At 52.6% G+C, this 13,956-nt stretch carries 13 protein-coding genes and 1 riboswitch; of the genes, 10 read left to right on the top strand and 3 right to left on the bottom strand.

Translation table 11 applies throughout. The features are described 5' to 3' along the window. The first annotated feature begins 216 nt into the window (after positions 1–216). The 5 genes from QT230_RS19195 (at position 217) to QT230_RS19175 (ending at position 4,506) form a co-directional block, all read left to right on the top strand. Positions 217–1,137 carry a DMT family transporter gene (locus QT230_RS19195; RefSeq protein WP_308323765.1) on the top strand — a complete coding sequence of 307 codons (921 nt, stop codon included), beginning with the start codon at positions 217–219 and terminating at the stop codon, positions 1,135–1,137. Between the two features lie 118 nt (positions 1,138–1,255). Beyond that, positions 1,256–1,765 (top strand): porin family protein, encoded by a 510-nt coding sequence (locus QT230_RS19190; RefSeq protein ID WP_308323764.1) that lies wholly within the window; start codon positions 1,256–1,258, stop codon positions 1,763–1,765. A gap of 230 nt (positions 1,766–1,995) precedes the next feature. Then, positions 1,996–3,057 (top strand): HlyD family secretion protein, encoded by a 1,062-nt coding sequence (locus tag QT230_RS19185; protein WP_308323763.1) that lies wholly within the window; start codon positions 1,996–1,998, stop codon positions 3,055–3,057. After that, a complete protein-coding gene (locus tag QT230_RS19180; RefSeq protein WP_308323762.1) occupies positions 3,047–4,183 on the top strand; it encodes a DUF2955 domain-containing protein in 1,137 nt (378 codons plus the stop codon). The genes QT230_RS19185 and QT230_RS19180 overlap by 11 nt, the downstream gene beginning before the upstream one ends. A gap of 137 nt (positions 4,184–4,320) precedes the next feature. Next, positions 4,321–4,506, top strand: coding sequence for a CsbD family protein (locus QT230_RS19175; RefSeq protein WP_308323761.1), 186 nt, complete (start codon positions 4,321–4,323; stop codon positions 4,504–4,506). A gap of 350 nt (positions 4,507–4,856) precedes the next feature. On the opposite strand, the gene QT230_RS19170 is transcribed toward QT230_RS19175, so the two are convergent. From QT230_RS19170 to tenA, 3 genes are all read right to left on the bottom strand, one after another. Continuing rightward, positions 4,857–6,566: a hypothetical protein gene (locus QT230_RS19170; RefSeq protein ID WP_308323760.1), complete on the bottom strand. Its 1,710-nt coding sequence runs from the start codon at positions 6,564–6,566 to the stop codon at positions 4,857–4,859. A 237-nt stretch (positions 6,567–6,803) separates the two neighbouring features. Next, a complete protein-coding gene (gene thiC / locus QT230_RS19165) occupies positions 6,804–8,708 on the bottom strand; it encodes a phosphomethylpyrimidine synthase ThiC (protein ID WP_308323759.1) in 1,905 nt (634 codons plus the stop codon). A gap of 31 nt (positions 8,709–8,739) precedes the next feature. Next, positions 8,740–9,423 carry a thiaminase II gene (gene tenA, locus QT230_RS19160; protein ID WP_308323795.1) on the bottom strand — a complete coding sequence of 228 codons (684 nt, stop codon included), beginning with the start codon at positions 9,421–9,423 and terminating at the stop codon, positions 8,740–8,742. An 86-nt stretch (positions 9,424–9,509) separates the two neighbouring features. Beyond that, a riboswitch (TPP riboswitch) is annotated at positions 9,510–9,667 on the bottom strand. 228 nt (positions 9,668–9,895) lie between these two features. On the opposite strand from tenA, the gene QT230_RS19155 reads away from it, so the two are divergent. From QT230_RS19155 to QT230_RS19135, 5 genes are all read left to right on the top strand, one after another. After that, the gene (locus tag QT230_RS19155; protein ID WP_308323758.1) at positions 9,896–10,408 is read left to right on the top strand and encodes a GNAT family N-acetyltransferase; all 513 of its coding nucleotides are present in this window, start codon (positions 9,896–9,898) and stop codon (positions 10,406–10,408) included. Between the two features lie 345 nt (positions 10,409–10,753). Then, positions 10,754–11,170 (top strand): hypothetical protein, encoded by a 417-nt coding sequence (locus QT230_RS19150; protein ID WP_308323757.1) that lies wholly within the window; start codon positions 10,754–10,756, stop codon positions 11,168–11,170. Positions 11,171–11,302: 132 nt separating this feature from the next. After that, the gene (locus QT230_RS19145; protein WP_308323756.1) at positions 11,303–12,526 is read left to right on the top strand and encodes an erythromycin esterase family protein; all 1,224 of its coding nucleotides are present in this window, start codon (positions 11,303–11,305) and stop codon (positions 12,524–12,526) included. Between the two features lie 114 nt (positions 12,527–12,640). After that, positions 12,641–13,249: a class I SAM-dependent methyltransferase gene (locus QT230_RS19140; RefSeq protein WP_308323755.1), complete on the top strand. Its 609-nt coding sequence runs from the start codon at positions 12,641–12,643 to the stop codon at positions 13,247–13,249. Positions 13,250–13,292: 43 nt separating this feature from the next. Continuing rightward, a complete protein-coding gene (locus QT230_RS19135) occupies positions 13,293–13,910 on the top strand; it encodes an urea carboxylase-associated family protein (RefSeq protein WP_308323754.1) in 618 nt (205 codons plus the stop codon). Positions 13,911–13,956: the final 46 nt, after the last annotated feature.

The following is a 13,956-nucleotide window of genomic DNA, read 5'->3' as shown; positions in this document are numbered from 1 at the left end:
ATCTACTCGGGGCGTTTTATTGCTATTGAAAAGAAAAACAGGATTAGAAGAGAAGGGAAGCAGGATTAGACGAGAAAATATTTAGACTTTAGTATAATATGCTGCGCTGCAGAAAGCAGTGCATGGTTTTTGTTAGCCTACTCTTTAAAGCCAGGTATAATTCACTTTTTAGCTACTCCCGTAGCTTTCACTACTACAACGGGCCGTTTCGTTTCTATGTCAGCGCCTTCTTTACCTAAATTACTGCCGCGTCATTTGGCCATTCTGTTAATGATGACCGTGGCTACCATGTTTGCCGCTAATCACGTCTCTGCACGGCTGGCGTTTGATAATGGAACGGGGCTATTGCTGGCGGTATTAACCCGCTCTGGGGTTGCCTGTCTGATTTTGCTGGCGCTCGTCATTGTTCAACGCAAGCGGCTGTGGCTGCCCAAGGGCTCCTGGCCATGGCAACTTACCGTAGGGCTGCTAATCGCAGTTCAAAGCGTTAGCCTCTACTCGGCGGTGGCAAGGCTACCGGTGGTGATTGCGCTGCTATTAGTCAATACCTTTCCCATACAACTGGCATTATTGAGCTGGGCGTTGGGCGGCCCGCGCCCAACGCTGCGTAGCTGTTTGATCATGGGCACTATTTTAATCGGCTTGCTGGTGGTGCTGGATATCCCTTCCTGGCTTGCCAGTGCCGATGGCATGGGGCCAGGTTGGATCGCGGGTATCGGTTTTGGCTTAACCGCCGCTTTTGTGTTTGCCTGCGCACTGTGGATCACCGAGCACCGGCTAGCCGGCGTGGGGAGCACGCTGCGCAGCCTGCTGACTATGCAAACGGTGTTTATCGTCATGATTATCGGCGGCGTCGCGGGCGTGGTTCCAGGCGGCATGAGCTTGCCCGAAAACAATGCAGGTTGGATTGGGTTAGGTCTGCTGGGACTGCTCTACGGTTCGGCGTTTTCAACACTGTTTATCTTTGTGCCGCGCCTCGATATGGCGCGCAACGCACCGGTAATGAATATCGAGCCAGTCGCTTCCCTGGTATTGGGTTATTTCGTACTTGGACAGATGCTCAGCCCTGGCCAACTGGTGGGGGGAGCCGTGGTGGTCGGCGGTATTATCGTGCTCAGCCTTTCAAAAGGTAGGTAAGCAGAAGAGGAAAAAAGGAAATTACGTGCACGCTGGGCGGGCGAATTGCGTTCTTCAAGGTAATGGACCACAATACAGTGGCGTAAGGAAACACTGTTTTTTAACTGAGGAACAACCTATGAAGATGACCGTATTATCACTTACATCGGCGGCACTCCTGGTTGGCGCAGGGGCCTTTGCAACGTCTGCACAAGCACAGCAATCCTTCGGCTACCCACAAGGATACGTTGGCGGTGATGCGATGTTCTGGAGCCTGGATCCAGACCGAGGCTCTTCACGCGACGATGTAGGCCTACGTTTACGTGGCGGCGCCCAATTTAACGACTACTTTGCGCTTGAAGGGCATCTAGGTACGGGTGGCTCGGACGGAGGCGCTGAGTTGGATTATTTAGCCGGTGCTTATGCCAAAGGTATTATCCCTATAGCTCCTGAAGTCCGGTTATACGGTTTAGCGGGCTTTACGGAAGTTGAGTTTAATAGCAACCGTGAAAGCGACTTCTCCTATGGCGCAGGCGCTGAAATGGATGTAGCCCAGAATTTATCGCTAGGAGCGGATTACATGCGCTATCTAGATAAATCTGCCTACGCCTTCGACGCCGCCAGCGTTGGTCTACGCTACCGGTTTTAATAGTGGTTTAAAATTTAACGCTAATTATTGCTAAACCCCCATGACTTTTCGCCATGGGGGTTTTTATTGGCCACCTTGATGGCTAATGCGGAGGCACTAGTTAGAGTATTATTGTTAGCGCGCTAATTAACTGTTAGACTAACGTCTACTGAGCCATCGCTTTAAAGATGTGCACCCGTTGAGATGCGATTGCCAGGTTAACTGCCTGGTGGCTAACAAGTGAGCTCTGCATGACTCCCGATCAAACATTCGCCCGCTGGGTGAAGGTAGCACTTGCTGCCTTTGTACTGCTGTTTATCTATTTTCTGCTGGCTGATAGCTTTATGCCCATGACACCTGAGGCAAGAGTGCTGCGGCCGGTGACACGCATAGCGCCTGAGCTTAGTGGTCCGGTGAAGGCCGTAATGGTGAGTGATCACCAATACGTTGCCAAAGGTGATGTGCTGTTTGAGATAGATCCGGCGCCGTTTCAGTTAGCCGTTGATCAAGCGCAGCTTAACCGCGAGCAGGCTGAACGTGAGAACGCGCGCTTAGAAGCAGAGCTGACCTCTGCACAAGCCGAACTGGCCTCAGCGCAAGCCACGGCTAACGAGCGGCAGGGCGAGCTTCGCCGCGCAGAAACGCTGATGGCGCGGCAGAATGTCTCCCGCCAGCGGTACGAACAGCAGGTTGCCGCTGAGCGCACTGCTCAGGCCAGCGTGGCAGCAGCGAGGGCTAAAATCGTTAGCTTAGAAGTGCAGTTGGGTGACTCTGGTGAGACGAACCTGCGCTTGCGCCAAGCAGACAACGCGCTCTCCCAAGCACAGTTGGATCTTGCTCGCACCCAGGTGCGTGCCGCCCAGGATGGGAGTGTCACTAACCTGCAGTTGGATGTGGGTGATTACGTGCAGGCGGGCCAACCTGTCGTCGCGGTAGTGGCGAATGAGATAGATATCATCGCTGATTTTCGTGAAAAGAGCCTGCGCCATGTCGGCCCGGGCGATCCCGCACAAGTGGTGTTTGATGCATGGCCGGGCGAGGTGTTTGATGCACAGGTGCTGGCGATGGACGCTGGTGTTCGCGAAGGCCAATTGGCGGCTGATGGCCAGTTGGCTGAGATCCCCACCACAGACCGTTGGGTGCGCGATGCCCAGCGCATGCGCGTACATCTAGCACTAACGCAGCCTACCGCCAACTCACTCGCCAGCGGTGCCCGCGCCACGGTGCAGCTTCAGCCCGGTGATTCGACGTTGGCCAAACCCTTTGTGTGGCTACAGGCGCATCTGATCAGTTGGCTGCACTATGTATATTAAAAAGAGGTTAGCCAGGTTCATTAAAAAGAGCTCTACCTGGTTTATTGAAAAGAGGTTAGCCAGAGCGCAGTCTTCTAGCGTAGCGGCCACTAAGCGCAAGCCCGAGCTTTCAAAGAATGGCCTGCGTCAGTGCCTACGAGTGGCCGGGGGCGGTATGCTGGGGTTTGTGGTCAGCCAATTGATGGGTTGGAACTACGGGGTGTTTTTTACTGTTTTTCCAATGTTCTTGCTGGGTATGGTGCCCATCTTGAACGGCCATATCGTGCGCCAGTTTTTGGCCAACGTATCGATCAATGTGCTTGAAGTAAGCCTAGTGGTCGGGCTGCTCAAGCATATGCCGGTAGTGATGACCTTGGTGGTAATGGGTATATTTCTGTTTCGTTTTAACTTGATGGCGAAAGGCCCGCTGTTTCTATTCGGCGCTAACGGCGTGCTGACGCTCAGTATCCTGCTCCACTTCGCCAGCTACCCCAATGTAGACTTGAGCGATTTACTGGCCTGTAATCTTGTCGCCAGTGGTTTGGCGGTGTTTATTGCCATGCTGATGCATACACTGTTCCCTGACGTGGAAGCGCGTAAGCCGCCACCCCGAGTCACCAAGCCTTCCTCCCAGATTCGCCATGAAACCTTAATCGGTGGTCTAACCGCGACGCTGTCGTTTGTGGTGTTTCAAGTTTTTGACTTGCAGGGGTCGCTTTCCGCACAGATGGCGACCATCTTGGTGCTGTTTACGCTGGGTTACTCCGGTGCGTGGGTATCAGCCGCCAAGCGAGCGGTAGGAACGCTGTTGGGGTGTAACTTAGCGCTACTCATGCAGTTACTCCTGTATACCCAAAGCCACCATTTTCTACTGGTGGTGTTGCTCTACTGGCTGGGGCTGATGCTTTTTGCTCGCGAGCATATTCATGAGGGTGGTGGTTCGGGAATTGGCTTTGGCGGGATGACCACCCTGGGAATTCTGTTTGGCCAGTCGCTGGGCCCGCAGCAGGATCTGGTGTACAGCGCCCTCTACCGGTTCTCCTCAATGAGTGTTGCGTTGGCGCTTACACTGCTGACGATGGCCTGCCTACACTTTGCACTGAACCGCTGGACGCCAACACGCTTACCAGAAAGCAGCCTGTCATAAATAAAGCTGCCATAAATAAACCAGCGCAACTTTTTTAATACAGGCTACTCTGATGAGTGTGTCGATGTGCGATCAACAGTGCTTATGCACCTTTCACACACGGCGTTTTCCCTACTAACGGATTAGAGGTGTTCGTCATGGCAACAGGTAAAGAAGATAAAGCAAAAGGAACGGCCAACAAAGCTGCCGGCAAAGTGAAAGAAGCCGCGGGCAAGGCAAAGGGTAGTACCAAAACAGAAGCAAAAGGTAAGGCCCAGCAGGCAAAAGGCGAACTGCAAAAAGGCAAAGGTGACGCCAAGGAGAGCCAGAAAAAACAGCGCTAATTACGTAACACTGATACCAACAGGGGGCCTCGGCCCCCTGTTGGCGTTTATGGCTTTAATAATTGTTGCAACCATGGCGGTGCTATAGCCGAGTCTTAACATCACGAAGATTGATATAGAGCAATGTCGCACGCCCACCGCTATGTATTAATAGTAAGCGTCATGACTCCCCTCACTGAGTAAATGTCCCATGCCTACCATGATGAAAGCGGCCATTTCGTTGACCCCGACCGTATCGAGATCAACGACAAACCCACTAACGGTTATTTATAAAAACGATCGTTTATACAGCCATCATTGGTAACATGAGTAGCGGGTTTGTCGGATGATATGAGCTATCAAAGTTCAGTTCAGTTCAGTTCCAGCGAAAAGCTCATTTCAACGCCTGCGTCATCCACTTCGAGCCAGTACTCCATATTCTTGTAAGTGTCGCCGTACTGCTTGAGCAGTTCAATATCTGATTCGGTCATATCATCGATTGCCACTTGCTCCATGAGCTCAGCCAGCGAATGATAAAACTCACCGGTCATGTGACTATGAAGCAGTAGGTCGCGCTCTGAAATAGGGGCTTCTAGCTCAGCTTGCAGTGATTCTGAATCGCTGATGCCCGCGCCGAGTACAATGGCTGTGTCAGACATAGCGGCATAAAGCGCTGGGGTGTCTGGTGGCAGTAGCATGCTTTTGAGTTTTTTGGTTTCTCCGCCTGGTTCAAGGCCAAGAGCCCCTAGCTCAGGCAAGAAAGCGCTTGCAGTAGACAGCAGGCTCAGCGGGTTTTGTGAGGCGAGGGCCAAAATGCCGGTCGCGAAGGGGTCGCCGTTTTTTATTGTCAGGCTGTCAATACGGGCGTTAAAGCCTGACAGCGACGGACCAATTATCAGCGCGATCGGGTTGTTGACTGCCATGTTGATGTCGTTCCAGGCGCCGTTCAGATCCTGTAGCTCATCGCAACTAAAGGGATTCTCACGCACTTCCCGAGCATACTTCTGAATAGTCTGCGTCAATAAAGGTAAGTCCAGGCCTAGCCCAAGGCTGGCCAGCCCCTGCGTGCTGCCAAGGCCCGGAACCTGCGTGGTAAGAGCGCGTAGGTCGCTGACAATCTCCTCATCGGTCTCCAGAATGAGATTCATCTCGATGCGATCAGCACTGTACTCACGCGCGCCCATTACCAGTCCGGGAAAGCGGTCAGTAATGCGGTCGATATCTGCCTGACAGGTAGATAGATCCAGTGGCTCTGCATCAACCGCTTCCATCAGTGCCTGTGTACCTGAATGGGTGGGGGCGCTGAGTTCACTAAGCAGACGTGCAGAGTCAATCTCACCGGCACCGTAAGGGGTAAAACCATGACGTTGTTCGAGCTCTACCAGTGCATCAGTATCGCCAATATTACTGTCGGGAAGCGCGTTACCCATTACCTGTGCGAGCAATTCGTCGCTGGCATTCTGCGGCACTACAGACATCAACAGCTGCTGATCGATAATGGCCATGATTGCCTTAATGGGGCCTTCTGGTGTCAGTACCCAGTAGTCAGTGCCGTTAGTGGTATCCGTACTCGGGTTGATGCCTGCTTTGCTAAAGACGCGCTGTAGCGTGTCACGAAAGGCCGCTTCATCGTATAGCTCGAAGCGCAACACCGGCAGGATGCCTAGCCCATAAAAAGCGGCCTGAGGTCCCATCTTGAGACCCAGCGCATGGATATCATCGAGTGTTTTAACACCTTCCAGCTCTTCCCCCATGGCGATTAACAGCGACACCATCGAGCGCTCCACTTCATCGTCTAAATCAGGCAGCGTTTCGCGTAGTATGTCTAGATCCGCCTCAAGGCTATTCTCGGCCAGTGAGCGCTGAAAAATATCAAAGGCTTCTTGTTCCGGCATTGCTTCACGCGTTGCCATAAAGTAAGGGGAGTCAGCCGGGATGTATTTCAGCATGGGGGCTGTGATTGTTTTCGGCGCTTCCTGCTGCGTGCCAGCGGCCGTTGTTTCGTTATCATCGCTGCAGGCGCTGAGCAAGCCAGTGCTTAACAGCGCAAGGGATACCGCCAGGGAAAGTTTGGTTTTCATCAGGAATCAGTTCTTTGAAAGGTGTTGGTTTTAAATGGGCCAAGTTGAGCTGAGCGCTCTGTAAATGGGAATCATACACGAGCAATGTATAATTAACCTCTACTTGAGTGAAAATTTAACATTACTCCAGAGCGTATTGTTCAATGGGGAGGTCAGAAAATCATGCAGCATAAAGGTGGCCCTTGAGTTTCGCTAAGACTCAAGAGCCACATTCCACAGCGAAGCTGTTAAGTAGAACTACACCTCCTGATACAGCTCGCTACCTTTCTTGCGGAACTTCTCTGCCTGTTCTTCCATGCCTTTCATCACTGCTTCCTGGTCGCCGTTGAGGCCATGCTCATTGGCATAGTCACGCACTTCCTGGCTGATCTTCATGGAGCAGAACTTTGGCCCGCACATTGAGCAGAAGTGCGCCACCTTGGCGGAGTCCTTGGGCAGGGTTTCGTCGTGGTATTCACGGGCGGTGTCCGGGTCCAGCCCCAGGTTGAACTGGTCTTCCCAGCGGAATTCAAAACGCGCCTTGGATAGCGCGTTATCGCGCCGCTGTGCCGCCGGGTGGCCCTTGGCCAGGTCCGCTGCATGGGCGGCAATCTTGTAGGTAATGATGCCGGTTTTAACGTCGTCTTTATTGGGCAGGCCCAAGTGTTCCTTGGGTGTCACGTAGCAGAGCATCGCGCAGCCAAACCAACCAATCATCGCCGCCCCAATGCCGGATGTAATGTGGTCGTAACCGGGGGCGATATCCGTGACAAGCGGGCCGAGGGTATAGAAGGGCGCCTCGTCGCAGTACTCCAACTGCTTATCCATATTCTCTTTCACCAGATGCATGGGCACGTGGCCGGGGCCTTCGATCATTACCTGCACATCGTGCTTCCAGGCGATATGGGTCAGCTCACCCAGGGTTTTGAGCTCGGCCATTTGCGCTTCGTCGTTGGCATCAGCCACTGAACCGGGGCGCAGGCCATCGCCGAGGGAGAACGCCACATCGTACTGCTTGCAGATCTCGCAGATCTCCTCGAAGTGGGTGTACAGGAAGCTCTCCTGGTGATGGAACAGGCACCACTTGGCCATGATGGAGCCACCGCGGCTAACAATGCCGGTCACCCGCTTGGCGGTGAGCGGCACATAGCGCAGCAGTACCCCCGCGTGAATGGTGAAGTAGTCGACGCCCTGTTCGGCCTGCTCGATCAGCGTATCGCGGAAGACTTCCCAGGTAAGGTCTTCAGCCACGCCTTTAACCTTTTCCAGCGCCTGATAGATAGGCACCGTGCCAATCGGCACCGGCGAGTTACGCAGAATCCACTCGCGGGTCTCGTGGATGTTCTGCCCGGTGGAGAGATCCATAATGGTATCCGCACCCCAGCGGATGCCCCAGGTCATCTTATCTACCTCTTCCTCAATAGAAGACGTCACCGCCGAGTTGCCCAGGTTGCCGTTGATCTTAACCAAAAAGTTACGGCCGATAATCATCGGCTCGGATTCCGGGTGGTTGATGTTATTGGGAATAATCGCCCGGCCACGGGCTACCTCGTCGCGTACAAACTCAGGCGTAATCTCTTCCGGCAGGCTGGCGCCAAAGCTCTGACCAGGATGCTGGTGACCCAGAATGCGCTCTACTTCTGCGGTACCCAACGCTTGGCGGCGCTGGTTTTCGCGGATGGCAATAAACTCCATTTCCGGGGTGATAATGCCCTGGCGGGCGTAGTAGAGCTGAGTAACATTTTTCCCAGGCTTGGCCCGACGCGGAGTGCGGGTTAAATCAAAGCGCAGCTGGGCAAGGGTGGGGTCATTGGCGCGGCGCTTGCCATACTCAGAGGTGTGGCCGTCCAGAAATTCAGTGTCGTCGCGCTCTTCAATCCAGGCACGGCGCAGGGCGGGCAAGCCTTTGCGTAAATCGTTGTTGGCATCTGGGTCGGTGTAGGGGCCGGAAGTGTCGTACACCAACAGCGGCGGGTTCTCTTCATCAATACCGGTGGTTTTGGTCGGCGATAGCGAAATTTCCCGGAACGGCACGCGAATATCGGGCCGTGAGCCTTCCACGTAAACCTTGCGTGAGCCGGGCAGTGGCGCAATGGCGGCGGCATCGACCTGGGCGGTTTCGGCTAAAAAGTGACTGGTTTTGCTCATTACGGTTTTAGTCATTACGGTCGTTTCCTTGTGTTGTTTTGCTGAATTAGTTGGTGAGGTCTTGGTCTATCAGCTCTAGGCCCATCTGCCAGAAGTCGATTTCCAGGCGGGTGGCGTCGCGGAAGATTTTGCTCAGTTCGGCAAAGCGGGCGGGCGACACATCGGCAAGGCGAGCATTGAGCCATTCAAGCTCCGCCTGCATAGCGGCCTGAAACTCTTCGCCTTCGTACATGGCAATCCAGGCGTCAAACGGGTTCTGCGCGCCGCGCAAGGTGGAGGGTTGGGCGTTCAGCCAGTTGGCGATTTCGCCATAGCCCACCAGGCAGGGGGCTAGCGCCACGTGTAAATCGAGTAGATCGCCGCGGTTGCCGGTATCCAATACATAGCGGGTATAGGCCAGAGTGGCCCTGGCTTCGGGCAGCGCTTCCAGTTCCTGCTCGGAAATCCCCCACTCCCGACAAAAGCCCACGTGCAGACCCAACTCCACATCCACAATGGCTTTTAGGCCTTCGTGGGCTTGGCGTAGATCGGTGAGGGTGGGGCTTTTATAGGCCGCCAGCGCATAGGCGCGGGCGAAGTGGATCAAAAACAGGTAATCCTGCTTTAAGTAGTGGCGAAACGACGCCTCTGGCAGCGTGGCATTGCCCAACTGACGCACAAAATCGTGCTCAATATAGGCGCGCCAATCTTGCTGGCAGGCGGTGGTGAGATCAGTAAAGCGGTAGCCCATGATGCCTCCGGTGGTAATGATCCGGAGGGCAGGCTGGAGAGATCGAGAAAATGGCGCGGAAGGTGGCGTGCAATCGTGAGAGCTAGCCATGGCCATCGCTTGATCCCTACGCCGGTACCCGCGCCGCTTGTTATATGAGCGACGCATTAGCCGGATCAGGTTCAGCGGGACCAACGCTCGGCAGCTAAAAATGCTCGCCCTGCGCCATCTCAGCCGGATTTCACCGGCACCCCGTCAAGCTGTTCGTTGGTGGAGTGTAGGAGGAGGGTGGGGGAGATGCAAGGGGGCTGTTGAGCATGATTGGTTGCAGCGGTGCATCTTGATATTGTGATTTACTTAAGGCTTGTCGTATTTCCCTATCGCTAAAGGGTATAGCCATAAGGATCAACGATAGCCATGTATTTGGTACTTCTCATTTCCAGCATCATGTTAAAAATACTTTTTACTATTTGTGAGAGGAATAATAGCTGAAATGAAAGTAGTACACGCCGCGCCAGAAGATGCGCGCGCTGTCGCTGAGATCCATGTCGAAGCTTGGCGCGCCGCATATAGGTTTATTGTTCCAACTGATTATCTAAACTCGCTATCAATAGAGCGTCGCGAAGATATGTGGGGCGAATGCATTGCTGCGGGTGAGCCCGAGTTACTTGTTGCCAAGAAAGCTGGCGTTGTTCAAGGCTGGATTAGCTTTGGAAAATGTCGAGATATCGGTTCGCACAACAGTGAAGCTGAAGTCTGGGCTATCTATGTATCCCCAACGGCTTGGTCGACGGGGGCAGGACGCTTGCTCTGGCTGCGAGCGAAAGAGCTTATGCTTGAACAAGATTTCAAGTCGTGCAGTTTGTGGGTATTCCCTCAGAATGAAAGGGCAATTAAGTTCTATCACTCAGCCGGGTTTTCCCATGACGGGGCAGCCCCCAAGAACTTCGAGCTCGGTGGTGCTCAGCTACAGGAAGTGAGATTTGTTTCTCAATTTAGTTGTTAATCCTCCTTTGAAGATAAACGCAGAGGGTGTTTAGCCCAGATGGAAGTGCCAATCTCACCCAGTGGTTGATCTGATGCGTGGCGATAGCGGAGTATGATGGCATTGAGTGCCTGGTTTAGTGTTGCCGTAGCAACGCGCCTTTCTATCGTGAGATATTCCAAAGGTTGGCAAATCGCGCAAGCACGCGGGTTTTGGATATGCAGCCAAAATTCTCTTTGCCACCCGCAGAATTAATGGGGTAGAGTCAAAACTGGTGGCTGCAAAACCTCAATCAATGTGCTGTCGCGTTCATTGAGGCTTTGCAGAAGGGCGTAGAATCACTGTTAGGCGCTCAAGGAATCCAGCGTGAAATTAGAGACTCAAGTAACTGGCAATATCGGCATGTACTATGCCTGTTATAAACTGTCGTGCATGGGCTGGAATGTTATGCCAACTGCCAGAAATGCAAGAGGCATTGACATAATTGCATACAATAAAGAAGGCACTGACTTTATCGGGGTTCAAGTAAAGGCGCTTTCAAAACGTAACCCAGTTCCGCTCGGAAGCTCACTTGAGAAAGTTATGGGTGACTTCTGGCTCATCGTAAATAATGTTGCAAAAGAGCCAAATGTTTTTGTGCTGTTACCCGAAGAGATAAAATCATTGGCTCATCGCGGCGAAAAAGAGGGCCGCGTGTCTTACTGGTTGCAACCCACTTCTTATGATCAGCCACAATTTAAAGAGGCTTGGCATCGTATCGGGCTTGGTCATGAAATTGCCTAACAAGACCATTAAATGCGCTCCCTACGGTCGCCGGACGCTCGCAAGCTCGCGCCGTTTATGGCGGCGTTATGTATCCTGACCTAGGAACTAGATACAGCAGATCCATCATAATGAAGATATTGAGTTGAACATATGACGTACAGAACAATCAGAACGCTCTTACAGCCTTGTAATCTAGATTTCAGTGAGCTTGAAGATCTCTCTTCTATGGCGAAATATGCCAGAGTGATAGGGATTGGCGAAGGGGCTCACTTTGTTTCTGAGTTTTCCTTGGCCAGAGCCAGTTTCATCCGATACTTTGTAGAGATGCACGAGTTTAATGCAATTGGGCTGGAGTGCGGGGCGGTTCAGGGTAACCGGATCTCCGAATGGCTCAAATCTTCAGCGAGCACGGATAAGCTGGAGGAAATCACGAACCCATTGACCTTCGCTCTGTATGGATCGGTGCTGACTTGGCTCAAATCTTATCTTTTAGAGACTGGAAAAAGCATTATGGTGGTTGGCGTTGATTTGCCCAATACGCTGAACCCACTTGACGACTTGCAGAGATTGTCCGCGGCTATTGATTTACTGGATCCCATTTTGAAGCCGGACGTCGATGCGTTAATCCAGTCTTTGGAATCCATATGTGGCGAATCCCCCGTGATTTCATCCGCGCAATGGGGTGAACTGGGTACCGCTAAACAGGATCAAGCCTTCTCCCGGATTAGTCGGTTAAAGTTGCGGTTGTCTGGATTGGAACCAATTCTAGTCCAGCGAGGTGGAAAGGAGCTGTTTCAAAGGGCGTTGGAGTGTGTCTGTTCGATTGAACATACGCTCGAAACACTGCGCACCATGAAGATGCTCTTTGATGGCACTTCACTCGATGGTGACACCTCCGTTCGTGAGGTGTTCACAGCTACCACTGTTGAGAGATTTCTTCACGCAGATCCAAATTTGAAGATACTTCTACTTGCGCATAACAACCATATCCAGAAGACTTCAGTTTCCTTTTCTGGAGAACTTACGGCTGTTCCTATGGGCCAGCAACTTGCGTATCGGAGGAAAGATTACCGTGCCATTGGAGCAACGCATCTAGGGGGTACTGTGCCGGAGATGCAGTATCCCTCGCCTGACAGTCCGTTAGGCTTTTCGGTGGAGCCCACAGACGCTGATAAAATCCAAAGAGACAGTGTGGAACAGCATATTATGAGTGCTAGGGGGGTGGCGGGCTCATGTTTAATGTTGTCGGACGACGTTAAAGGCGCGAGCCGAGTTAGATCGCAGAGCTCATCTGTTGAGACGAACGTGAGTGATGCCTTTGACGCTATATTCTGCGTTCCTAGCGCCAACCAAGATAAATTAGTGGAATTATAGGCATCGGAAATGGGGCTACATAACAATCACATGCACTCGGAGAGCAAAAAGTACCGCTCGTCCCTCGCTTTGCTTTTCGCTCCCGGTGATATGAAGCGTTAAGTGGGGAATCCGATGCTCGAATGCGGTTGGGATAAGGTAGCCACAAAAGTCAATTTCAACCTGGAAATTGACAGCACCCGACTTTTGGAGATGACCGACCGAAAATCAAAGGTGCTCGATTTTGGATGTGGATATGGGCGGATTTCTAACGAACTTACTGAGCTTGGGTACACTGAAGTAACGGGAGTTGATCCGTCCCGCGAAATGATAGAGCGTGGAAAGAAAATGTTTCCCTGGTTGTCTCTCCTGCAATCGGCTGGGACTGATCTACCTTTCGAAGATAATGTGTTCGATGTCATTGTCATTTGCGCGGTGTTTACGTGCATTCCATCACTCGAGGAACGAAGTAAAGTGGCTGCGGAAATAACCCGAGTGCTGAAGCCAGGTGGCATCGTCCATGTATCGGAGTTCTGTTCGGAAGAAAGTAAAAGCTTTATTTCCGGCCTCGGTTTACTGATGCGCTACAGTGGCCCGCAGGAGATCCGAGATATGTTCGCTGATTGCTCGTTCTTCCAAGATGAGGTTGTGAGCGCAAGGACAATGAGTGGTGAAGCCGCATCGAGCTACCGAGCGTTCATCCGAAAGCCACTTAACAAGGCAATGCACGCGACAAGCGCGTGATTGAGGCGTTATGTGCTCAAAGACTCCATCTTGGAGAAAGTAGATGGAAGATGATTTTGAAGTTGAGAGGCACCAGCAATATCGCACCGAAATACCGCCACAATCAAGGCGAGGCTTCCGAGTGCAGAAGGGCGAATGCTTGCGTGTGATTGACCCAGAGGGACAACAAGTTGCCGATTTGTGGGCGTTCGTCGTGAATAGTGATGGAGTCGATTGGCTTAGCACCTCGCAAACACGGGACATTACGGAACGAATGTTTCCTGTTCCTGGCAAGAGCTTTTACAGCGAACAAGCTAACCAGGTCTTGACGCTCATCGAAGACAACTCACCCTGTCCCCACGATATGCTTTTTCCTGCATGCAACCGTGGGCTTTATGAGCGCGCCGGTTTCCGGGGCCACCCGAACTGTCGAGATAACCTCCTGGGTATCCTGTCCAAAGCTGGCATTTCCCTTCCGATTGTTCCTGACCCGGTCAATCTGTTCCAGCGATCCGAGCCGCAACCCGACGGTCGGCTTGAAGTGATTGCATCAGACAATCCCCCCGGTGGAAACGTGCTGCTGCGAGCCGATGCTGATTTATTTGTTGTGATCACGGCCTGTTCCGTGGACTATCACCCAACAAACGGTGGGTGTTGTACAGGCATCGTCGTAGAGCACTAATGACTTGTTGCAGAGTCGTTGAAGGCGAGGTGCTGACGGGGTTTCC

Source organism: Halomonas sp. SpR8 (genome assembly GCF_031010195.1).
GTDB lineage: Bacteria > Pseudomonadota > Gammaproteobacteria > Pseudomonadales > Halomonadaceae > Vreelandella.
This window is presented reverse-complemented; position numbering and strand designations above follow the sequence as displayed.

Excerpts from the sequence above, each read along its gene's own strand:
- QT230_RS19195 (WP_308323765.1), top strand. The coding sequence starts at position 217 with ATGTCAGCGCCTTCTTTACCTAAATTACTGCCGCGTCATTTGGCCATT.
- QT230_RS19190 (WP_308323764.1), top strand. The coding sequence starts at position 1,256 with ATGAAGATGACCGTATTATCACTTACATCGGCGGCACTCCTGGTTGGC.
- QT230_RS19185 (WP_308323763.1), top strand. The coding sequence starts at position 1,996 with ATGACTCCCGATCAAACATTCGCCCGCTGGGTGAAGGTAGCACTTGCT.
- QT230_RS19180 (WP_308323762.1), top strand. The coding sequence starts at position 3,047 with ATGTATATTAAAAAGAGGTTAGCCAGGTTCATTAAAAAGAGCTCTACC.
- QT230_RS19175 (WP_308323761.1), top strand. The coding sequence starts at position 4,321 with ATGGCAACAGGTAAAGAAGATAAAGCAAAAGGAACGGCCAACAAAGCT.
- QT230_RS19170 (WP_308323760.1), bottom strand. The coding sequence starts at position 6,566 with ATGAAAACCAAACTTTCCCTGGCGGTATCCCTTGCGCTGTTAAGCACT.
- thiC (WP_308323759.1), bottom strand. The coding sequence starts at position 8,708 with ATGACTAAAACCGTAATGAGCAAAACCAGTCACTTTTTAGCCGAAACC.
- tenA (WP_308323795.1), bottom strand. The coding sequence starts at position 9,423 with ATGGGCTACCGCTTTACTGATCTCACCACCGCCTGCCAGCAAGATTGG.
- QT230_RS19155 (WP_308323758.1), top strand. The coding sequence starts at position 9,896 with ATGAAAGTAGTACACGCCGCGCCAGAAGATGCGCGCGCTGTCGCTGAG.
- QT230_RS19145 (WP_308323756.1), top strand. The coding sequence starts at position 11,303 with ATGACGTACAGAACAATCAGAACGCTCTTACAGCCTTGTAATCTAGAT.
- QT230_RS19140 (WP_308323755.1), top strand. The coding sequence starts at position 12,641 with ATGCTCGAATGCGGTTGGGATAAGGTAGCCACAAAAGTCAATTTCAAC.
- QT230_RS19135 (WP_308323754.1), top strand. The coding sequence starts at position 13,293 with ATGGAAGATGATTTTGAAGTTGAGAGGCACCAGCAATATCGCACCGAA.